The sequence below is a fragment of the Ponticoccus litoralis genome, assembly GCF_039769985.1.
GTDB classification, from domain to species: domain Bacteria; phylum Pseudomonadota; class Alphaproteobacteria; order Rhodobacterales; family Rhodobacteraceae; genus Ponticoccus; species Ponticoccus litoralis.
The window spans coordinates 1891532-1913479 of record NZ_JBDNCH010000002.1; the positions used below are offsets into that span (position 1 = coordinate 1891532).

At 68.7% G+C, this 21948-nt stretch carries 14 protein-coding genes and 2 pseudogenes; 5 read left to right on the forward strand and 11 right to left on the reverse strand.

The annotated features are described in order from the left end of the window. Positions 1-56: 56 nt before the first annotated feature. Both ABFB10_RS10305 and ABFB10_RS10310 read right to left on the reverse strand, forming a co-directional pair. Positions 57-1418 (reverse strand): oligosaccharide flippase family protein, encoded by a 1362-nt coding sequence (locus tag ABFB10_RS10305; protein ID WP_347166455.1) that lies wholly within the window; start codon positions 1416-1418, stop codon positions 57-59. Positions 1419-1514: 96 nt separating this feature from the next. Beyond that, positions 1515-2369 carry a glycosyltransferase gene (locus tag ABFB10_RS10310; RefSeq protein ID WP_347166456.1) on the reverse strand — a complete coding sequence of 285 codons (855 nt, stop codon included), beginning with the start codon at positions 2367-2369 and terminating at the stop codon, positions 1515-1517. Between the two features lie 158 nt (positions 2370-2527). Here ABFB10_RS10310 and epsE point away from each other — a divergent pair, with 158 nt between their 5' ends. Beyond that, positions 2528-3757 carry an exopolysaccharide biosynthesis GT4 family glycosyltransferase EpsE gene (gene epsE / locus ABFB10_RS10315; RefSeq protein WP_347166457.1) on the forward strand — a complete coding sequence of 410 codons (1230 nt, stop codon included), beginning with the start codon at positions 2528-2530 and terminating at the stop codon, positions 3755-3757. 303 nt (positions 3758-4060) lie between these two features. Here epsE and ABFB10_RS10320 read toward each other — a convergent pair whose 3' ends face one another. Beyond that, on the reverse strand, positions 4061-4477 hold the full coding sequence (locus tag ABFB10_RS10320; protein ID WP_347166458.1) for a hypothetical protein: 417 nt from the start codon (positions 4475-4477) through the stop codon (positions 4061-4063). Next, positions 4417-6972: a calcium-binding protein gene (locus tag ABFB10_RS10325; RefSeq protein ID WP_347166459.1), complete on the reverse strand. Its 2556-nt coding sequence runs from the start codon at positions 6970-6972 to the stop codon at positions 4417-4419. Before ABFB10_RS10325 ends, ABFB10_RS10320 begins: the two co-directional genes overlap by 61 nt. Positions 6973-7267: 295 nt before the next feature. Between ABFB10_RS10325 and ABFB10_RS10330 the strand changes: the two genes are divergently transcribed. Together ABFB10_RS10330 and ABFB10_RS10335 are read left to right on the forward strand one after the other, a co-directional pair. Then, positions 7268-7624 carry a cupin domain-containing protein gene (locus ABFB10_RS10330; protein ID WP_347166460.1) on the forward strand — a complete coding sequence of 119 codons (357 nt, stop codon included), beginning with the start codon at positions 7268-7270 and terminating at the stop codon, positions 7622-7624. A gap of 15 nt (positions 7625-7639) precedes the next feature. Continuing rightward, positions 7640-9206 (forward strand): annotated as a pseudogene (locus ABFB10_RS10335) (2-isopropylmalate synthase). Positions 9207-9257: 51 nt separating this feature from the next. Here the strand turns inward: ABFB10_RS10335 and ABFB10_RS10340 are convergent. The 4 genes from ABFB10_RS10340 to ABFB10_RS10355 all read right to left on the reverse strand — a co-directional run bounded on the left by ABFB10_RS10340 (position 9258) and on the right by ABFB10_RS10355 (position 16132). Then, positions 9258-9770 carry an alkylphosphonate utilization protein gene (locus ABFB10_RS10340; protein WP_347166461.1) on the reverse strand — a complete coding sequence of 171 codons (513 nt, stop codon included), beginning with the start codon at positions 9768-9770 and terminating at the stop codon, positions 9258-9260. A gap of 72 nt (positions 9771-9842) precedes the next feature. Further along, positions 9843-11624 (reverse strand): gamma-glutamyltransferase, encoded by a 1782-nt coding sequence (gene ggt / locus ABFB10_RS10345; protein WP_347166462.1) that lies wholly within the window; start codon positions 11622-11624, stop codon positions 9843-9845. 732 nt (positions 11625-12356) lie between these two features. Beyond that, positions 12357-14690: a Tex family protein gene (locus ABFB10_RS10350; protein WP_347166463.1), complete on the reverse strand. Its 2334-nt coding sequence runs from the start codon at positions 14688-14690 to the stop codon at positions 12357-12359. Between the two features lie 509 nt (positions 14691-15199). Then, on the reverse strand, positions 15200-16132 hold the full coding sequence (locus ABFB10_RS10355; RefSeq protein WP_347166464.1) for an SMP-30/gluconolactonase/LRE family protein: 933 nt from the start codon (positions 16130-16132) through the stop codon (positions 15200-15202). 290 nt (positions 16133-16422) lie between these two features. Between ABFB10_RS10355 and purU the strand changes: the two genes are divergently transcribed. Next, positions 16423-17307, forward strand: a complete 885-nt coding sequence (gene purU, locus ABFB10_RS10360) for a formyltetrahydrofolate deformylase (RefSeq protein WP_347166465.1) — start codon at positions 16423-16425, stop codon at positions 17305-17307. A gap of 88 nt (positions 17308-17395) precedes the next feature. Here the strand turns inward: purU and ABFB10_RS10365 are convergent. Beyond that, positions 17396-18383, reverse strand: a pseudogene (locus tag ABFB10_RS10365) (2-hydroxyacid dehydrogenase). Between the two features lie 105 nt (positions 18384-18488). Between ABFB10_RS10365 and ABFB10_RS10370 the strand changes: the two are divergent. Further along, positions 18489-18980, forward strand: a complete 492-nt coding sequence (locus ABFB10_RS10370; protein WP_347166466.1) for an SH3 domain-containing protein — start codon at positions 18489-18491, stop codon at positions 18978-18980. A 274-nt stretch (positions 18981-19254) separates the two neighbouring features. On the opposite strand, the gene ABFB10_RS10375 is transcribed toward ABFB10_RS10370, so the two are convergent. Continuing rightward, positions 19255-20319, reverse strand: a complete 1065-nt coding sequence (locus tag ABFB10_RS10375) for a Hint domain-containing protein (RefSeq protein WP_347166467.1) — start codon at positions 20317-20319, stop codon at positions 19255-19257. A 198-nt stretch (positions 20320-20517) separates the two neighbouring features. Further along, positions 20518-21840 carry a UDP-glucose dehydrogenase family protein gene (locus tag ABFB10_RS10380; protein WP_347166468.1) on the reverse strand — a complete coding sequence of 441 codons (1323 nt, stop codon included), beginning with the start codon at positions 21838-21840 and terminating at the stop codon, positions 20518-20520. Between the last annotated feature and the right edge of the window lie 108 nt (positions 21841-21948).

Here is a 21948-nt window from a genome sequence, read left to right on the forward strand (position 1 = left end):
TAGGGCCTGTTCATGCGCTTCTGCCTGAACGCGAGACGGGAATACCCGGTCACGATTCAGGGGAAGCTCTCGCTCAGGGCGGCTATGTCGTCCCAGTTCAACCGGATCGCAGCCAGGGCCAGCAGCGCCGCAACCAGCCCATAGGCGATGTCGTGCATCGGGTCCCAGGCGCCCATGCGGCGGGCCAGCCAGACCACGACCGGGTAGGCCAATAGATAGGCGGCGCCGATTCCGAGGATCGCGCCCACCAGCCCGGCGGCCTGGATGCCGGCGAGGATGCAGAGCACCATCAGCGTCGCGCGCACCAGCGCCAGCACGAAGAAGCGGCGCGAATCGCCTGCCGCCAGCGCCGCCTGGTCGTAGGTCTGCACGATGATCTGCGGCATTTGCATGCAGGCCAGCAGCACCGCCATGGCCCCGGCCTGATGATAGCGCCCGTCATAGAGCGTATGGACGATCCAGCTGCTGCCCAGGGCGAAGAGGCCGGTGAAGCCCAGCAGCAGGCCGGTCACGCCCAGGCGCATCTGGCGCAGTTTCAGGAAGTTGGCGCGGCTCTCGGCGGGGGGCGTTCGCGGTAGATCGGGATCAGGATCTTCAGCACCAGCATGCTGCCCAGCATCATCGGGAAGGAGGCCCAGAAATAGCCGATATTGTAGACCCCGAAGAGATCGAGCGGCGCGAAACGGTACGATCAGGATCTTGTCGGCCTGGCTGAAGACAAAGCCGCAGACCGTGGCGAGGAAGACCCATTTGCCGAAGCCGATCAGCTCTTGCGCCGCGGCGCGTTCCCAGTGCAGGCGGTTGGCGGGGCCGGGCAGGAAGCGGCTGTTGAGCAGGACCTCGAGCGCGGCGCCGACGATGCCCGAGATCACCAGCGCCCAGACCGATTGCATCCACCAGGCCAGCACGACGGCGGTCACGACGCCGCCGACCTGCGTGCCGATGTCCAGCAGGGTCACGCGGCCCAGCATCAGGTGCCGGTTGGCCGTCACCATGCGCGTGGGCCTGAAGCCGTTGATGACCAGAACCAGCGCCGCGACGGGCAGCATCTGCGCCAGGACCGGTTCGTTGTAGGCCCAGGCCATGGGCCAGGCGCAGGCGCCGGCCACGAACCACAGCCCGACCCCGCGCGCCACCTGTATCGTCCAGGCGGTGTCCGGGAAGCTCTGGTCGTCGCCGCGCTTCGATTGCAGGATGGCCGGGGTCACGCCGACGTCGCTGAACTGGCCGAGGCCCACGAGGAAGACGGTGACCAGCGCCATGAGGCCGAAGGCCTCGGGGAAGAGCAGCCGCGTCAGGATCAGGTTCGAGGCCAGCCGGATCACCTGATTGGCGCCGAAGCCGCCCAGGGTGAACAGCGACGAGCGCATGACGCGGGCGCCCAGCGAGGCGCCTTGCAGGCGGGCGAGAAGGGTCATCTGCGCCCCGGGCGTTGTGCGGCGGGGCCGGCGCCGCGCAGAGGTATTTTTACCAAGAAGAAGCCCGGGGGCGGCGCGAAGGGGGGCGTGGGTCGCTCATCGGCTGCGGGTCCAGCTTTGGTCGCTTTGGGGCGAGAGTTTCACCGCCAGCGCCACGGCGGTGTAGGTGGCAAAGGCCAGCGGATCGCGCAGGGCGAGGGCGAGTTTCCTGGTGGTCGGAAAGGGCGGCTTGTCGTCGTTGGCCAGCAGCGCCGGGTGCTCGCGTTCGATCTGCCGGACCCCGGCGTCCTGCCTGCGGCGCACGCGGATCAGGGCGGCCAGCCCCTCGGCGATGGGCCAGAGGTAGGGGGCGGGGACTTTGCGGCGTTCCCGGGGGGCGAAGCTGAGGCGGACAAAGGTGTCGTCCGAGATGATGTCGGGGAAGGCGCCCCAGCGCGCGCGGCCCTCGGCGTTGACGGCGAAGAGGCCGCAGCCCGGCACGCCGTTTACCATGAAGGGGACGTGGCGCCAGAAGCGGGCATAGGCGCGGCTGGCGGCGCCCTGCGCGGTGATCCGCACCGAGCCGCTGGCGTAGAGGGGGTGTCCGGGGAGAGGGCCGAGGGCCAGTTGATGGAGCAGCGACGGCGAAACGGTGACGTCGGCGTCGAGGTAGACGCGGATCGGACCGCTGGCCGGGGCGTCGCCGGCATTGAGCGCGCCGAGCTTGCCGCCTTCGGCGCGGTCCAGCACCGTCAGCGGCCAGCCGCGTTCGGCAAAGGCGGGCTGCAGGGCGCGGGCGCGCTCGGCGGTGGCATCGTGGCAGCCATTGGCGATGACGAGGGTTTCCACGGCGCCAAGCGACCCCGGCCAGTCCGAGGCCAGCACGGCAGAGAGGCAGTCGCCGATCAGCGCCGCCTCGTTGCTTGCCGGAAGGATGATCGACAGGGCAACAGGCCCGGCTCGCGGTGTCATGTGTCATAACCCGTACCCATGGGGCCACACCTGCGAAAAATCCAGCCCCCAATCCCTTCGGAATGCCCGTCAACTGTGGCCAAACCATGGAAAGCCGCAGAATACTCCGGGATATCTGCCGTTGGGAGGGCAGGGCTGCCGCCATCCAGGGATTCACCGTGACGCAAGGCCTGCGTATAGGATATATCGTCCCGCAGTTTCCGGGACAGACGCATATCTTCTTCTGGCGCGAGATCCTCGCGCTGGAGCGGATGGGCCATGCCGTGAAGGTCCTGTCGACGCGCAAGCCGCCTGCCGGGCTGATCGCGCATGACTGGTCGACGCAGGCCATGGCGCGCACCGCCTATCTTGGCAAGGTCGATCCGCTGCACATGGCGACCGGCGCGGCGCGGCTGCCGCGGGCGCTGTGGCCGCGGCTTCTGCGGGCCGGGCCGGCGGTGATGAAGGATGTGGCGCTGTCCCCGGCTGCCGCCGACCTGCTGCGGGCACAGGCGGTGCGGCACCGGTTGGATCACGTGCATGCGCATTCCTGCGGGCGGGCGGCGCTGATCGCCATGCTGGCCCATCACATGGGCGGCCCGGGCTATTCGCTGACCCTGCACGGGCCGCTGTCGGACTACGGCTCCGGGCAGCGGCTGAAGTGGCGGGAGGCGCGCTTTGCCACGATCATCACGCAGCGCCTGCTGGAGGAGGTGCATCAGACCCTGCCCCCCGAGGACCTGCCCGAACGCCTGATCGTGCGGCCCATGGGGGTGGACACGGCGGTGCTGGAGCGCACGACCCCCTATGCGCCGCCGGAGCACGGGCGGCCCCTGCGGATCTTTTCCTGCGGGCGGCTGAACGTGGTGAAGGGCCATCAGGACCTGATGACCGCGGCGCGGCAGTTGCTGGACCAGGGCGTCGACATCCGCGTCGAGATTGCCGGAGAGGACGACCAGGGCGGCGACGGTTTCCGCAAGGACCTGGAAGAGCAGCTGAAGAAGCTGCGCCTGCAGGATCACGTCAAGCTGCTGGGCGCCATCGATTCCGGCGCCGTGCGGGCCAAGCTGGAAGAGGCACATCTGTTCGTGCTGGCCTCGTGGCACGAACCGCTGGGCGTGGCCTACATGGAGGCGATGTCCATGGGCGTGCCGACCATCGGCACCGATGCGGGCGGCGTGCGCGAGCTGATCTCGGACGGCTCGACGGGCTACCCGGTGGAACCCAAGAACCCCGGGCAGCTGGCGCGCACGATCCGCACGCTGGCGGGTGACCCGGATGCGCTGATGCGCCTGTCGGTCGAGGGCCGCGCCCATGTCGAGGCGCATTTCCGCGCCTCGCTGGGGGCCGAGGTCCTGGCGGACGAGATCGCGCGGCTGAAGGATGCGGGCGGGGCGCCGTCGGCCTGAGCCATCCCGGAGCGGGCTGGCGGGGCGGGTATGGGGCCCTTGGCTGGGTGCGGACCGGTAGGCTGTGGTCCGCGAGGTCTTGCCGGGGCCTGGCTTGCGGTCCCGGGCGCGGGGTCTTGCTTGTCCCCCGGCGCCTTGTGGTGTCCCTGCCGGGCGCGGCTTGGCCTGGCGGGCGTGGAGGGGGCTCTGCCCCCGCTACGCTCCCCCGGGATATTTCGGGACAGAAGAAGACCGGGGGCTTCGAGGGCGCGCGCCGGGGGTGCTGTCGGGAGCGGGCTGTGATGCGGGGAGGTGCTGCGGCGGTCAGAGATCCTCTGCCGCCAGGCTCTGGCCGTCCGAGAATTCCAGCGTCTCGATGGAGTGCAGGATCACCGTGCCGTCCGGGCCGGTGGCCAGAAGGCGGCCTTCGGCGCGGGTGACGCTGTAGTCGGCGCGCAGGCCGGGCAGGATGGCGCGGTCATTGCCCGCGCCGCCGCCCAGCACGTCGGCGCCGCCGCCCGAGACCAGCACGTCGTCGCCGGCTCCGCCGAGCAGCACGTCCTCTTCCGGGGTGCCCTCGAGCCGCTGGGCGCCGTTGCCCGCGACCGCCGTCACGCCATTGGCGAAGGCCTGCGCGTCGCGCGCTTCCCAGCCGTTGGGACCGGAGGCGTTGAAGGCGGTCAGCATGTCCCAGCGCGGGTTGGCGTCGTCGAGATGCCGCAGCGCCCCCAGGAGCCCCATTTCGACGCGGGGGCCACATCCACGAAAGCGTTGAACAGCGTGCCGCCGCTGGCCGTCCAGCCCGCCAGCAGGAGCTCGTAGAGCTTCGCCATCTCGGGGCTGTAGTTGAAGGCGGTGAAGAAATCGGTCAGGCGTTCGTCGTCGACCTGCGCGCCGTGGGCGGTGACATGGGTGCCGCCCTCGTACATCACCAGCCGCAGACCGGCCTTGTCCGCCGCGTCCGCGTGGTAGGGAAAGACCTCTTCGACCAGTTGCCGCAGAGAGCCTTCCTGTAGCGCCAGCGTCACCGGGGCGATGGCGGCGTCGAAGCGGGTGTCCTTGACGAACTCGCGCAGGGCGACGCGGCGCAGGCCCTGCGCCTCGCCCTTTGCCGTTGCCGCCTCTTCGGAGCGGTCGAGCCAGGCGTTCATGCGCTGCGCCATGTCCTCGCCGCCCATCTCGTAGCCGAAATAGCCGGTCACCGCGTAGGCGTCGAAGCTGTCGGCGGGCAGGTGTCCCAGCTTCAGGTAGGCCAGCGGGGCCTGCAGAATCGTCTCTTCCAGCCCGGGCCAGCCGGTGTGGGTGGCGACCACGCGGATCAGGCGGCTTTCGTCCTCGAAGGCCTCGGACCAGAGGTCCATGACCTGCGCGGCGCGCATCGCGTAGAACTGTGCCCAGCCGGTTTCCGATGTGCCCCAGAGAGCCGTCGCCTGATCGTTGGCCCAGACGGATTGCGGGAAGATGCGGTTCCAGACCTCGTTGGAGTATTCGACATAGGCCTTCAAGCGCGGGTCCAGCCCTTCGGCGACCATCCCGGCGAAGCGGCGGATATAGTCGTCGTCGGCCATGTGCGGCATGGTGAACCACGGGTCGGCGCCGATCTGGTTGGCCAGCCGGATCATCACCTCGGGCGGGACGCCCCATTCGGTCCATGTGGCATCGGTCAGGCGCGGGCGGTCCGCCCAGGTCTGGATCGGCGAGCCGTTGGTCATCATCCAGTCCATGAAGCGGACCGAGCGGAAGTCCTGCACCCGCTCCAGCCAGAGCGGGTTGAAGAGCGCACCGGCCTCGTGCAGCGGCAGCATCTCCTGCCGGACGATGGCGATGTCGCGGATCGGGTCGGCGGCATCGGTGGCGGTCAGTTTCACGCCGACGAGGCCTTCGCCCGGGTCGTAGCTGAAGGTGATGCGGCCCGGTTCCGGGCGGATGCGGCGGGCGCGCCCGGTCAGGGACAGGTCACCCTTGCCGCTATAGGTCAGCACGTAGTCGCCGCGCAGGAATTCGGCCTCTTCGGGCTGGTCGGTCAGCAGCACGGCTTCCAGCGCCGTGACGCCTTCGGGCAGCGACAGGGGCCAGCCGTCCTCGGACAGGTGGCCGCCGGCGCGCAACGCCTCGGTCGAGACGGCGCCCCACTGGCCATCCGCATGGCCGACCCATGGGCGGGCGGTCTTCATCAGGTTCAGGAAGGGGTGCTGGGTGGACCAGTCCGCCAGCCCGTTCAGCCCCATCCCCAGCGCGGGCACCCCTTCGGGGCGCAGGCCCGGCGGCGGCAGGGCGACAGGCTGGCGTTCGGGCAGGGGCTCGGCGGCGGTTTCGGGTGTGTCCGGTGCGGCCTCGGCGCGCTCCGGGGCGGGGGCGGGCGTGGCCTGCCAGAGCGCGGCGGCGATCTCGGCGTAGTGTTCGGCCAGCAGCGGGTGCAGGGTGGCGGGCGGGGTGAAGCCTTCGGGCGGCGGTGTTTCGTAGAGATGCGGCCAGACCGCCATGGCCGCCAGCAGGTAGAGCGTCGGCGTGCCGTGGCCGTCGGCATCGGTATAAAGCGCCTCAGCGGGCATGTCCTGAAGCAGCCCGCCCTCGCCCAAGAGGTCGGCCAGCGCCGAGGCCACGGGGATCAGCGTCACGCTGCGGTCGGGGCGGGCGGTGTTCAGACGGTCGATGAGGTCGGTGTACCACAGGTGGTAGTCGCCCGCGTTGTGGTCCTGATAGCGGCGGGCGGCCTCGGGCGAGGGCGGGAAGCCGCCGGTGACGCTGCCGATCTCTGACCAGCCCTCGTAGACGAAAAGCCGCGCGCCGGGTTCGGCCTCATGCACCCAGTCGAACAGCCGCAGCGTCGCGCCGAAGGGGCTTTCGCCCGAGGGGTTGTCGCCGTCATAGGGCACGTCGGGCAGCTGGTACTGGATGAAATTCGCGGGCGTCACGATCACCGCGTCGAAATCGGCGCTGCCGAAATCGCCCGAGGACCACGCCCCCTGCACAGCCGGGAAGGACCAGTTCGGCACCGGCGGCAGGCTGTCGGCGAAATCGCGCAGAAAGCCCCATTCACCGTCCAGCGCCAGCCCGCGCCCCCCGGCCTGCGCCATCTGGCCCAGCCAGTAGGGCACGCTGGTCTGCGCGGACTGCTCTGACAGGTGGTTCACCAGCGAATTGCCGAAGATATAGACGCGCGCCGCGTCACGCTCTGCCCCTGCGGGGTAAGCGGAAAGCGCCAGCGCGCCAGCGGCCAGCCATGTGCGGATCATCGGGTCTGCCCTGTTTTTTCCAGCCTCACGCCACTATGCCCCATGGCGCGCGCTTCTCAAAGCGGGGCGCAATCGCGTCGGCGTGATTTCACGGGTTTTCATTTAACGAATGCGGTCTATAGTGGCGCCCATGTCGATGATCCACCATATCGCAGACCCCGCGCGCCTTCCGGCGCCGTTTGCGCGTGGCATCGACCTGCTCCTAACCGGCCTCTGAGCGCGGCCAGTCTCGGCGCGCGTGCTCAGAGGTAAGCGTGCCGCGCCGTCACACCCGCATATCCAAGGTTAGGACCCCATGAAATCCGTTCAACTGGCTGAAAAGCTGGCGATGGTCTCGTCCCACTGGGACCCGCATGTCATCGCCGATTACAACGACAACGACGTGATGGTCGTGAAGATCAAGGGCGAATACCCCTTTCACAAGCACGACAGTACCGACGACTTCTTCCTCGTCCTCTCGGGCGAGATGGTGATGGAGTACCAGGACGCCGCCCCGCAGACCGTGCGCGCGGGCGAGCTTGTGGTGGTGCCCCGGGGCGTCGTACACCGGCCCCGCGCCGAGACGGAGGTGACCGTGATGCTGATCGAGCCCAAGGGCGAGCCCAATTCGGGCGACAGCGACCGCGAAGCCTCGATGAAACCGCGAATCTGACAGGGAAGAGACAAGATGACCGACCAAGACAAGAACCGCGTGTTGATCTTTGACACCACCCTCCGCGACGGCGAACAAAGCCCCGGCGCCACCATGACCCATGACGAGAAGCTCGAGATTGCCGAGCTGCTCGACGACATGGGTGTCGACATCATCGAGGCGGGTTTCCCGATCGCCTCCGAGGGCGATTTCCGCGCCGTGAAGGAGATCGCCGAACGCTCGAAGCAATCGGTGATCTGCGGGCTGGCGCGGGCGCAGCTGCCCGACATCGATCGCTGCTGGGAAGCGGTGAAGCACGCCGAGCGGCCCCGTATCCACACCTTCATCGGTACCTCGCCGCTGCACCGCGCCATTCCGAACCTGACGCAGGACGAGATGGCCGAGCGGATCGAGCAGACCGTGACCCATGCCCGCAACCTGACCGACAACGTGCAGTGGTCGCCGATGGATGCCACGCGGACCGAGTGGGATTACCTCTGCCGGGTGATCGAGATCGCCATCAAGGCGGGCGCCACCACGATCAACATTCCCGACACCGTGGGCTACACCGCCCCGCGCGAGTCCGCCGACCTGATCCGCCGCCTGATCGAGACGGTTCCGGGCGCCGACGAGGTGGTCTTTGCCACCCATTGCCACAACGACCTTGGCATGGCGACGGCCAACAGCCTCGCCGCCGTCGAGGCCGGTGCGCGGCAGATCGAATGCACGATCAACGGGTTGGGCGAGCGCGCGGGCAATACCGCGCTGGAAGAGGTGGTCATGGCGATGCGCGTGCGCAACGACATCATGCCGTTCTCGACCGGGATCGACACCGGGAAGATCATGCATATCTCGCGCCGCGTCGCGACGGTTTCCGGCTTCATCGTGCAGCCCAACAAGGCCATCGTCGGCAAGAACGCCTTCGCGCATGAAAGCGGCATCCACCAGGACGGCATGCTGAAGAACGCCGAGACCTTCGAGATCATGCGCCCCGAGGACGTGGGTCTTTCCGGAACCTCGCTGCCCTTGGGCAAGCACTCGGGCCGGGCCGCGCTGCGCGCCAAGCTGAAGGATCTGGGCACCGAGGTGGGCGACAACCAGCTGAAGGACATCTTCGTCCGCTTCAAGGATCTGGCCGACCGCAAGAAAGAGGTCTTCGACGACGACGTTCTGGCGCTGGTCTCGGCCACGACCGAGGGCGCGGATGCGATCAGCCTCGTGAACCTCTCTGTCACCTGCGGCACCGGCGGACCGGCGAAGGCCGAGATCGAGCTGGAGATCGAGGGACAGGACCTGACCGCCACCTCCGAGGGCGACGGGCCGGTCGATGCCTCGTTCAAGGCGGTGCGCGAGCTGCACCCGAACAAGGCACGGCTTCAGCTGTATCAGGTCAGCGCGGTGACTGAGGGAACGGACGCGCAGGCGACGGTATCCGTGCGGCTGGAAGAGGAGGGCGTGATCGCCACCGGCCAGTCGGCGGATACCGACACGGTGGTGGCGTCGGTCAGGGCCTATATCCGAGGCGCTCAACCGCCTGATCGTGCGCCGCGCCAAGGTCGGTGCGGGCGCCGACAAGCGCGAGATTTCCTACAAGGAACTCTAAGCGGAACGCCGGGGCCATGACCCCGGCGTTTTCATTTCGGCCCGATCTTGGTCAGGACTTCTTGACGAACTTCGTCAGGATGACGATGCGCTGCCCCTCGACCCGGCCCGAGATATGCTCGGCATTGTCCGGTTCCAGCGAGATCTTCCGCACGGCGGTGCCCTGCTTGGCGGTGAACCCGGCACCCTTGACCGGCAGGGCCTTGATCAGCGTCACGGAATCGCCGTTCTGCAGCACCGTGCCGTTGCAGTCGCGATGCACGACGGCATCGCCGGTGGGCTGACGCGCCTGCGCCCATTCCAGCACCTCGGGCTCCAGGTAGGCGATGTCCAGCAGGTCGTTCGCCCAGGCCGCGTCCAGCGCGGTCAGCAGGCGCCAGGCCAGGACCTGCACTGCGGGTTCCGTGCTCCAGATCGCCTCGTTCAGGCACTGCCAGTGCGGCGCGTCCGTCGGCCCTTCGGAGACGCCCGCCGCACAGATGGCGCACAGCGCGACTTCATCGTCCTTGGGGCCAACCGTGACGGGCTGCGTGTCTTCGGCCTTGCACAGGGCGCATTGGGTCATGGTCGGGTCTCCTATCCGGCTTGCGCCCTGAAGACCCGACCCCACCCCGCCTGTCCATGCGTCGAAACGCGCCTACTCTCCCAGCGCGATGCCCTCGCGGCGCGGGTCGGCGCCGCCCTTCAGCCCGTCCTCGCCGATGGAGATGGCGTGCAGACCCGAGGTCAGGTCGCGGACCGAAACCTCGAAGCCCATCTCTTCCAGCGCGCCCTGCATCTCGGCCATGGGGGTGCCTTCCTCCAGATCGTAGGTGCCGAAGCGGTTCACCGCATGCGGCATGGCCACGGCCTGCTGCACGTCCATGCCCCAGTCGACATGCGCCACGATGGCCTGCGCGACATAGCCGATGATGCGCGACCCGCCGGGCGAGCCGATCACCAACACCGGCGCGCCGTCCTGCCGCACGATGGTCGGCGCCATGGAAGAGCGCGGACGCTTGCCCGGCTCGACCCGGTTGGCGATGGGCACACCCGCCGAATGCGACTGGAAAGAGAAGTCGGTCAGCTCATTGTTCAGCAGGAAGCCGTCGGTCATCAGCCGCGAGCCAAAGCCGTTCTCGATGGTCGTCGTCATCGACAGCGCATTGCCGTACTGGTCGACGATCGAGATATGCGAGGTCGAGGGGAACTCGATGCTCTGGTCGTCGGCCCAAAGCTGGGCGTGGTCCCATTCGGGCTCGCCGGGGCTGACCTCGGTCAGGGCCTTGTCGGTTTTCAGCAGCTCGGCGCGCGCGGACAGGTAATCCGGGTCCACCAGCCCGGCGGTGGGCATCGGGACGAAGTCGCTGTCAGCCATGTAGCGGCCCCGGTCGGCGAAGGCGAGGCGCGAGGCGTCGCCGATCACGCGCCATGTGTCGGCGTCGTCCGCCGTCCCCGGCTCCAGCGCGTTCATCATGCCGAGGATCTGGCCCAGGGTCAGCGCGCCCGAGGACGGCGGCCCCATGCCGCAGACCTCGAAACCGCGGAAATCGGCGCAGACCGCGTCGCGTTCGACCACGTCGTACAGCGCGAGGTCGATCATCTCCATCACGCCGGCGTTGCCCTCGACCGCCTTCACGGTGTCGACGATGCCCTGCGCGATCTCGCCGGTGTAGAAGGCGTCGGGGCCTTCCTCGGCCAGCCGCTTCAGCACGTTGGCGTAATCCGGGTTGGTCAGTTGGCTGCCCTCGGCCAGCGGCTGGCCGTCGGGCAGGAAATAGGCGGCGGTGCTGTCGAAGCGCCCGAGCCGCTCGGCATCCCCGGCGACCAGTTCGGCAAGCCGGGGCGAGACGGCAAAGCCCTCCTCGGCCAGCGTGGTGGCGGCGTCGAAGAGGCTGGACCACTCGGCGGTGCCCCACTTCTCATGCGCGCGGTACATCAGCATGGGCGTGCCCGGAACGCCGACCGAGCGCCCCCCGACGACGGCATCGAAGAAGCCCAGCGGCTCTCCGGCGTCGTTCTGGAAGAGCTTGGGTGTGGCCGCCAGCGGGGCCTTTTCGCGCCCGTCCAGCGTGGTGATCTCGCCGGTCTCGCCATCGTGCCAGACGAGGAAGGCGCCCCCGCCAAGGCCGGAACTTTGCGGCTCGACCAGCCCCAGCACGGTCTGCACGGCGACCATGGCATCGGCGGCGGTGCCGCCCGCGCGCAGGACATCGGCCCCGGCGGCGACGGCATGGGGATTGGCGGCGGCGACCATCCACTCCTGCGCCTCGACGGGCTGGCCCGCGGCCTTGGCCTCGAGCGCGGCGGCGACTTCGGGAGAGATGGCGGCGAGGTCGCCGCTGGAGGCGCCCTCGGGCGCGACGGCATCCGCCGCGTCCTGCGCGAGGGCCGCCCCGGACAGGCTGGTCGCGGCCAGCATGAGTGTCAGAAATCGCATGTGTTCACCTCCCGAGTGATTGTTATGGCGATACTCAACCATGGGATGGGTCGCGTGGGAACCCTGCGCGGGTGAACATGGGCGGGCGGCTGCCGTGCGGAGAGGCACGGTTTGGGGCGGTGTGCGGTGCGGAAAAGCGGGCTGGCTGGCGGGTGGCTTCGACAGATGGCAGCGCGCCGTAGGCTGCCGGACCGTCCGGAAGCGATGCCGAGTCAGTCGGCCCTGTGCGCGCGTCCGCCGGGGTTCGGTCACGATCCGGCACGGCGCAGATGTTTGGCTGTGCAAAACCAAACTCTCAGAAACTTGATTGCTCTGACCACACATACCGTCAGCCCATCGCCGTCCACCACCCGGCGCGGAATCAAGGCCGCAGGCCGCCGCGTCATCATGCCAGAGGCATGTCTCCGACATGACGGGCCGTTCCGTCTCGCCGGAGGCGAGCCAGAAAGATCGGCGCACCTTCGGTGCGACGGCCCGGCGATTTGGCTGATGCAGGCTCGACCTGACGGAGGGCATACGGACTTGGCCGGGATAAACTGCCATCCAGAGACGGTAGATCGCCGGACCACGGCCCTGCGATGGCGCGGCTCAGCTTGTCGTGACGGACCGCGCGCCTGCGCACTGGGACAGGCGGCGCGGTCGCTGTTGCGGAACGGCAGTGCGGCGTTGCCTGAGGTCTCGCGGAGCGATGCCATCTGGGGGCGATCTTGCCTCCAAGCGTATCCCCGCGCCCTACTTCTTCTTCATCGCCGCCAGCAGCGCGTCGCCAAGCGCGCCCTGACCGCCGCCCTGCGGCTGCTTCGGAGCGCTGCCGCCCCTCGGTCCCTTCGGGGGCCGTCCGGGGCCACGGTCGGTGCGCTCGGGGCGCGCGGCGCCGCCGCGCGGTGCGCCGCGATCCGAGGCGCCGCCGTCCTTCTTCATCGAAAGCCCGATGCGCTTGCGCGGCACGTCGACCTCTGTCACGCGGACCTTGACCACATCGCCCGCCTTGACCACCTCATGCGGGTCCTTGACGAAGCGGTCCGCCAGCTGGCTGACATGGACCAGCCCGTCCTGATGCACGCCGATGTCCACGAAGGCGCCGAAGGCCGCGACATTGGTCACCGTGCCTTCCAGCATCATGCCCGGCTTGAGGTCCTTGATGTCCTCGACCCCGTCGGTGAAGGCGGCGGTCTTGAAGCCGGGGCGCGGGTCGCGGCCGGGCTTTTCCAGTTCCGTCAGGATGTCGCGCACCGTGGGCAGGCCGAAGCGGTCGTCGACGAACTGCTCTGCCCGCAGGCCCTTCAGCGCCTGCGGCTGGCCCATGATCTGGCGGATGTCGCGCCCGCAGGCCTGCACGATGCGGCGGGCCACGTCATAGGCCTCGGGGTGGACGGACGAGGCATCCAGCGGTTCCGCCCCGTCGCGGATGCGCAGGAAGCCCGCGCATTGCTCGAAGGCGCGCGGACCGAGGCCCGCCACCTTCAGAAGCGCCTTGCGCGAGGCGAAGGCGCCATGCGCGTCGCGGTGCGCGACGATGGCCTGCGCGACCGAGGCGCCAAGGCCCGAGACATGCGCCAGAAGCGGCGCCGAGGCGATGTTGAGGTCGACGCCCACGGCGTTCACCGCGTCCTCGACCACGCCTTCCAGCGCCTGCGCCAGACGCCGCTGGTCGACGTCGTGCTGGTACTGGCCGACGCCGATGCTTTCGGGCGGCACCTTCACCAGTTCCGCCAGCGGGTCCTGCAGGCGGCGCGCGATGGAGACCGCGCCCCGCAGCGAGACGTCGAGGTCGGGGAATTCCATCGCCGCCAGTTCCGAGGCGGAATAGACCGAGGCGCCGGCCTCTGACACGACGACCTTGGTGGGCTTGGGCCCGTCGAGCAGCTTCAGCGTGTCGCCCACCAGCCGCTCGGTCTCGCGGCTGGCGGTGCCGTTGCCGATGGCGATCAGTTCGACGCCGTGGCGTTTGACCAGCCGCGCGATCTCGGCCTGCGCGCCGCGCAGGTCGTTCTTGGGCTGGAAGGGGTAGAGCGTCGCGGTCTCGACCAGCTTGCCGGTGGCGTCCACCACGGCGGCCTTCACGCCGGTGCGGATGCCCGGGTCGAGCCCCAGAGTCGCGCGGTTGCCCGCAGGCGCCGCCAGAAGCAGATCCTTGAGGTTGCGGGCAAAGACGGCGATGGCCTCTTCATGGGCGCGGCGGCGCAGGTCGGTCATCAGGTCCATGTACATGGTCAGCGACAGCTTCACCCGCCATGTCCAGCCCGCCGCGTCGCGCAGCCACTGATCCCCGGGCGCGTCGCCGGGGATGCCGATGGCCGAGGCGACGATGCCCTTGGCGCGCTCGGCGCCGGTTTCCGGGTCGGGGGCGATCTCGACGGTGACGATCTCTTCCTTCGAGGCGCGCAGGATGGCCAGCGCCCGGTGGCCGGGGATCTTCGCCCAAGCCTCCGAATGGTCGAAGTAATCCGAGAACTTGGCCCCGGCCTCTTCCTTGCCCGGCACCACGCGGGCGGTGATCTGCGCCTCTTTTTGCATGAAGTCGCGCAGGCGGCCCAGAAGGTCGGCGTTTTCCGAGAGCTCTTCGGCGAGGATGTCGCGGGCGCCGTCCAGCGCGGCCTTGGTCGTTTCGACCGTTTCATTGGTGAAGGTTGCGGCAAGGGTGGCGGGATCGGCAGAGCGGTCCTCGATGATCCCGCGCAGCAGCGGTTCGAGGCCATTTTCGCGGGCGATCATCGCCTTGGTGCGGCGCTTGGGCTTGTAGGGCAGGTAGATGTCTTCGAGCCGGGCCTTGCTGTCGGCCTGCGCGATGTCGCGGACCAGCGTGTCGGTCAGTTTGCCCTGCGATTTGATCGAGTCGAGGATGGCGGCGCGGCGCTTTTCCATCTCGCGCAGGTAGGTCAGGCGGTCGCCCAGCGTGCGCAGCTGGGTGTCGTCGAGGCCGCCCGTCACCTCCTTGCGGTAGCGCGCGATGAAGGGGACGGTGGCGCCCCCGTCCAGAAGGCCCACGGCGGCGGTGACCTGCGCCGGGCTGGCGGCGATCTCGGTGGCGATGGTGCGGCTGATGCGGGCTTCGGTCTGGTCCACGGGGCGTCCTCCGGTCGGGCGTTGGAGCGCCGGTTTAGCCGGGTGCGCGCGGGTCGCCAAGGGGGTGGCGCCCTGGTGGCGGCGGTGTGCCGGGGGCGGTGTGGCGTCGAGGTATTTGGACCAAGAAGAAGCGCAAGGGGGCGCGAAGGGGCAGGGGTGGGGGCCGGGAAAGGCCTGGCCGCACCCGGTGGTGCGATCGGTCGCCGGGCGCGGATACCGGGCGACGCCGCCGCGCATGATGCAGAAGGTCTGTCTTCGACAGCAGGGCCGTCCGTCCCGCCAAAGGCGGGCTGTTGGAGAGGGCGCAGCGGCGGTGCGGGGGGCCGGTGATGTGGTTGTCCGCAGCGCGAGTCGACGGGTGTTGCGTGGACTGGGTGGGGATCAAGCGGCAGCCGGAGAGGGGCCGCCGGGCCAGGGTGCGGGGATGGTTCGGCGCCTCCCTGGCGGCTTTGTACCGGGGGAGGGGCCGCGGAGAGCGCGCAGGCCTTTGCCCTCGGCGGCGCGCCGGGTCAGAAATACGGCGCGCCGGGGACCTTGACGTAGAGCGCGTAGAGCGACTGGCTGGCGGCCATGAAGAGACGCGTGCGCGCGCGCCCGCCGAAGCACAGGTTGGCGCAGCGTTCGGGCAGGTGGATATGGCCGATGGCGCTGCCGTCGGGGGCAAAGATGCGCACGCCGTTGCGGCCCGCGCCGGTGCCCCATCCGGCCCAGAGGTTGCCCTGAACATCGACGCGGAAGCCGTCGGGGTTGCCGCCCGCACCGGCGTCGATATGCGGGCGCGGCTCCGGGGCGCTGCGCCCGTCGGCAGAAACCTCGGCCACGAGGATGCGCTTGGGCCGCGCGCCGCTTTCGACGATATACAGCAGGCTCTCGTCGGGCGAGAAGCACAGCCCGTTGGGCTGGTTCACGCCTTCGACGGCGAGGCTCAGCGTGCCGTCCGGGTCGATGCGGTAGACATTGGTGGGCAGTTCCGGCTCGGCCAGGCCGCCCTCGTACTCCGCCGAGATGCCGAAGACCGGGTCGGTGAACCAGATGCTGCCGTCCGACTTCGCCACCACGTCGTTGGGCGAATTCAGCCGCTTGCCCTGAAAGCCGTCCGCCAGCACGGTCAGGGTGCCGTCCCATTCCGTCCGCAGCACGGCGCGCCGTTGGTGCTGGCAGGATACCAGCCGCCCCTGCCGGTCGCGGGTATTGCCATTGGTGAAGCCGCCGGTGCGGAAAGTCGTGACCGTACCCGAGGCCTCGTCCCAGCGCAGCAGTCGGTCGTTGGGAATGTCGCTCCAGACCAGGGCGTTCTGATCGCCGAACCAGACCGGCCCCTCGGCCCAGCGGCTGCCGTGATACAGGCGCTCGACGGCGGCATGGTGCAGGGTCAGCGCCTCGAAGCGCGGGTCGAGCACCTCGATGGCGGGGTCGGGATAGGTCTCTGACGGCTGCCACATGGCGCGTTCTCCTGCCTGGTCACGGTGCGGGTAGCCTATGGGGCCGGAAGGGGCATCGCAAATGCGGGGCCTGCCCGGGGTGGGGGAAATCCCGTGGACGGGATTTGCAAAGCCCTTCGAAGGGCTTTGCGTCGCCCGGATCCGGCGGCGCGCTGCATTTTCGGGCAGGGTGTCGGGGCGCGGGTCCCGGGTGCCGGAATTGGCTTTGACAGCCCGCCGGGGGCATGGGACGCCATCCCCGCAGGCTTCGACCGACTCGCACCACCCTCAGCACCACCCAAGGGACTTCGATGACCAAATTCGCCCTGCGCGCCAAATGCGCCTCGAAACGCGGGATCGTCTCCGCCGTTTCCACCTACCTTGCCGAAACGGGCTGCAATATCACCGACAGCGCCCAGTTCGACGATGCCCATACCGGCAACTTCTTCATGCGCGTCAGCTTCCAGTCCGAGGACGGCGCGGGCCTTGCCGATCTCGAAAGCGGCTTCGAGGCGATCAAGGCGCGGTTCGGCATGAACTCGGAGTTCTTCGACGAGAGCGTCAAGCGCAAGGTCGTGATCATGGTCAGCCGCTTCGGCCACTGCCTGAACGACCTGCTCTACCGCGCCCGCATCGGCGCCCTGCCGATCGAGATCGTCGCGGTGATCTCGAACCACATGGATTACCAGAAGGTCGTGGTGAACCAGGACATCCCCTTCCACTGCATCAGGGTCACGAAGGACAACAAGCCCGAGGCCGAGGCCCGCATCCTGCAGGTGGTCGAGGAATCCGGCGCCGAGCTGATCGTGCTGGCGCGCTACATGCAGATCCTGTCGGATGCCATGTGCCAGAAGATGTCGGGGCGGATCATCAATATCCACCACTCCTTCCTGCCCTCCTTCAAGGGCGCCAACCCCTACAAGCAGGCCTTCGAGAAAGGCGTGAAGCTGATCGGCGCGACCTCGCATTACGTGACCGCCGATCTCGACGAGGGGCCGATCATCGAGCAGGACATCATCCGCGTCACCCATGCGCAGTCCGGCGAGGACTACGTGTCGCTGGGCCGGGACGTGGAATCGCAGGTGCTGTCGCGGGCGGTGCATGCCCATGTGCATGGGCGGGTCTTCCTGAACGGCGAGAAGACCGTGGTCTTCCCGCCCTCGCCGGGCTCTTACGCATCGGAACGCATGGGCTGACGCCTTCGGCCTGCCCTGCGCCATGGTGCGGGGCGGGCCCTGCGCGGGGCCGGGGGCCGTTTCGCGGTGGGGCCCGGGGTCGCCGCGCCTAGAGCATCGAGGGCACGACCTGATCCGGCGGGCGGTGGCCGTCTGCGAAGGTCTTGACGTTGATGATGACCTTCTCGCCCATCTCGATCCGGCCCTCGTAGGTGGCCGATCCCATATGCGGCAGCATCACCACGTTGGGCATGTCGCGCAGCTCGGGATTGCCCTCGGATCCCGTGCGCGTAGACGTCGAGACCCGCGCCTGCCAGTTCGCCCGCCTTCAGCATCCGGGTCAGGGCATTCTCGTCGATGACCTCCCCGCGCGAGGTGTTCACGATCACCGACGACGGCTTCATCAGCTTCAGCCGCCGGGCGTTCAGCAGGTGGTAGGTCGATGGCGTCGAGGGGCAGTTCACGCTGATCATGTCCATGCGCGCCACCATCTGGTCGAGGCTCTCCCACCAGGTCGCTTCCAGCGGTTCCTCGACCTCGGGGCGCAGGCGGCGGCGGTTGTGGTAGTGGATCTGCATGCCGAAGGCCTGCGCGCGCCGCGCCACCGCCTGCCCGATCCGGCCCATGCCGAGGATGCCCAGCCGCTTGCCGCCCAGCCGCCCGCCCAAGAGCGCGGTCGGGGCATAGCCGGACCAGTCGCCCTTCTGCATGACGGTGATGCCCTCCTGCAGGCGCCGGGTGACGCCCAGCATCAGCGCCAGCACCATGTCGGCGGTGTCCTCGGTCACCACGCCGGGCGTGTAGGACACGAGGATCCCGCGCGAGCGCGCGGTCGAGACGTCGATGTGGTCGAAGCCGGCGCCGTAGTTGGCGATCAGTTTCAACCGCTCACCCGCCTGACCGATCAGGCCGGCATCGATCTGGTCGGTCACCGTGGGCACCAGCACATCCGCCGACCGGACCGCGTCCACCAGCTCGCCCCGGGTCATCGGGCTGTCGTCGCTGCGCAGCGTCACGTCGAAGAGCTCGGACAGGCGTGTCTCCACCACCTCCGGCAAGCGTCGCGTGACGACAACACTCAGACGTTTTGATGGCATTGCGGCTCTCCCTGACCTTCCCGGCGCACCGGCGCTTGGCTAGACTGGTACAGGATAATGCGGGGCACAAGAACCCCGCCGGAAAAACTCGGGCAGGACCGACCTATGTTCAGGAAAGCCATCGTGCTAGTGGTCATCCTCTGCGCGCAGATCGCCTCTGCGGGGCAGGAACTTGGACCGATCACCAATCTGCCGCTGCCGCGCTACGTCTCGATGAAGGCGGCAGAGGGCAACGTGCGGCGCGGTCCGTCGCTGACACACCGGATCGACTGGGTCTACAAGCGCCGCGACATGCCGCTGGAGATCACCGCCGAACACGGGCACTGGCGCCGGGTGCGTGACCGCGACGGCGCGGGCGGCTGGGTGCATTACTCGCTGCTCTCGGGGGTGCGGACGGTGATTGTCGAGCAGGACATGGTGTCGCTCTACCAGCGGCCCGATCCGGACAGCCGCGTGAACGCCCGGCTCGAACTGGGCGTTGTCGCCCGCCTCGGCGCCTGCGAGCCGCATTGGTGCGAACTGACGGCAGGCGGCTACAGCGGCTGGGCACCCAAGGCGGCGCTCTGGGGCGTCAAACCCGACGAGCTGCGCGAGTAGCGCCCGTCGCAGCCAGACTTCGGGCCGGACGCCCGGACCGGCCTCTGCCCGTCGCCATCGCCGCTTGGGCCGCTGCCGCGACGCGGGCGCCCCCGGGCCGATTTCCAGACCAACGAAGGGCCGGCGTGCCGGACCTGTACCTCGGATGCGCCGGGCGCCCTCTCGGGTGGCAAACCCGGCACGCCGTGCGGCACGGGGCAGGGCCCTTGGTTTCTTCTTGGTCCAAATACCCTCGGGGGTGAGGGGGCAGAGCCCCCTTGTCCCGCGGCCCGCCTCAGGCGGCCTCGTGCAGAAGGATCGCGGCTTCGGACTTCGACAGGTTCCGCCGGGCGTAGGACCCGTAAAGATGCGGGTTCTCGACCGCCGAGGGCATTTCCCGCAAGAGCCGCGCGCGATCGTCCTCGGCGAGCGAGGAGAGCGCGGTATTCGCCGGGTGGAAGCTTTCGGTTTCCACGCCATTGGCGAAGAGCACCTCGTGCCGGGGCAGCATCAGGTGGTGATAGGTGACGTCGCGGGCGGCGGTGTCCAGCACGACGCTGTCGCCGTTCAGCAGGTCGCGGGCCGCCACCAGGACTTCGGGGGTGTTGAACAGGGCGCGGGCCACGACGCCCTTCACCACCATCCGGTGCTCGGGCGAGACGACGATCTCGCGGTCCGGCTCGCCGATGCCGAAGGCGCCGGGGCGGATGCGCACCGGGCGCAGGCGCGGCATCGCGAAGAGGCGCGCCCCGGTCATGTAGCGCGAGCCGGTCCAGCGGATTTCCTGTGCCCCGCTGTCCTTGGTCTGCACCCTGTCGCCTGCGCGCAACGTCTCGACCGGAACCGGGCCGGAGGGGGTCAGGATCATCGTGCCGGGGGTAAAGCAGATGACCCCGCTGGCCTGGTCGTCCGTGGCCCGGCAGGCGCGCGCGTCCAGCCGGTGATGCACGACCCAGAGGTCGCGCCCCGCGGGCGGGATCTCGTCGAGGAACATCAGCAGCGGCGGGCTTTCCCCGCTGACCTCGATCAGGGTGACCGTATAGCTTTTCGCGCCGTCGGTGACGACGAAGCTGCTGTCGGTGACCGGGTGTTCGACCGCCACGCGATCCAGGCGCGTTTCCTGCGTCAGCGCCGCGCCCACCAGCCGGCGCACCATGCGCGCCGCGCGCGTCCTGATGTCTGCGTCGCCTTCTGCCCGGTCGAGCTGGAGGATCGACGAAGGCCCATCGACCCGCACCGGAACCCCGTGCCAGGACCATGCGGCCCCGACGATCAGTGCAGATGGAGGCGCGGCCTTCAGGCCGTCTATTTCCGTCTGCGACCAGGAGATGACGAACGTGCCGCGATAGCCCGTTGCCATGCCTGAAATGCCTGCCTCAGTTTTCTTGTTTTGTTACCAAGACAGTATCGAACGGGGCACATCCTGAGAATGCTGCGCCGGGCTGCGGGCAGGGTCGCAGGTGCCTGAATCCGGGCCTGTGCCCGGCCAGTCACAAAAATGCCGCCTTTAGGTTGTGTCGCTAAAATCGGCTTTCGCTCAGGGTGTTAAGGTCCTTGCTCAGGCCGATTCGAAGCCGCTGCGACCGACGCTTTCGTAGCCGGTGAAGCCGGCGGCACGCGCGTCTTCGGGGCTGTAGATGTTGCGCAGGTCGGCCATGCGGGCAGTCGCCATGCTGCCGGCAAGCTGGGTCAGGTCCAGCGCGCGGAACTCGTTCCACTCGGTCAGGATCACCAGCAGGTCGGCGCCCTCGGCGGCGCGGTAGGGATCGGTGGCCCAGTCGACGCCGGGCAGCAGCTGCTCACCCTCGCGACGGCCCTGCGGGTCGACCACGCGGACCTTGGCACCGCCCCCCACGAGGGCCGGCACGATGGTCAGCGAGGGCGCGTCGCGCATGTCGTCGGTATTGGGCTTGAAAGTCACCCCCAGCACCGCCACGGTCTTGCCGTTGAAGGACCCGCCGCAGAGATCGAGCAGCTTGCCGATCATCCGCCGCTTGGTGTCCTCGTTCACCTTGATCACCGTCTCGACGATGCTGATGGGGCTGGCGTGTTCCTGCCCGATGCGGGCCAGCGCCTTGGTGTCCTTGGGAAAGCACGACCCGCCATAGCCGGGGCCTGCGTGCAGGAACTTGTTGCCGATGCGCTCGTCCATGCCCATGCCCTTGGACACCTGCTTGACGTCCGCGCCGACCTTCTCGCACAGCGCCGCAATCTCGTTGATGAAGGTGATCTTCGTCGCGAGGAAGGCATTGGCGGCGTATTTGATCATCTCGGCGGATTCGAGGTCCGTGGTGACGATGGGGAAGTCGCGCAGGTAGAGCGGGCGGTAGATGCCCTCCATCACCTTGGCGGCGCGTTCGGTCTCGACGCCCACCACCACGCGGTCGGGCTTCATGAAGTCGTCGATGGCCGCGCCCTCGCGCAGGAACTCGGGGTTCGAGGCGACGTCGAAGTCCAGCGCGGGGTTGGCGGCGGCCACGGCCTCGCGCACCCCGGCGTTGGTGCCCACCGGCACCGTCGACTTGGTCACGACCACGACATAGTCCTTCGCCGCGCGGGCGATTTCCTCGGCGGCGGCCATGACATAGGTCAGGTCGGCGTGACCGTCGCCGCGCCGGGTCGGCGTGCCCACGGCGATAAAGACCGCCTCGGCGCCGTCGATGGCCTTGGCGAGGTCGAGCGTGAAGGTCAGGCGTCCGGCCTCGACGTTCTTCGCCATGAGCGTGTCGAGCCCCGGCTCGTAGATCGGCACCTCGCCGCGTTCCAGCATCTCGATCTTGCGGGGGTCCTTGTCGACGCAGACAACCTCGTGCCCGAAATCCGAGAAACAGACACCCGAGACCAGGCCGACATAGCCCGTACCGATCATGGCAATTTTCATCGTCTACAGTCCTTTCAGGCCTCTGCCCGGCCCTTGCATCGTTCCCACATGCGACCGCAACGGGGCTCTGTCAACACGACGGTCGGAACCGGCGGGGATATGCTGAGG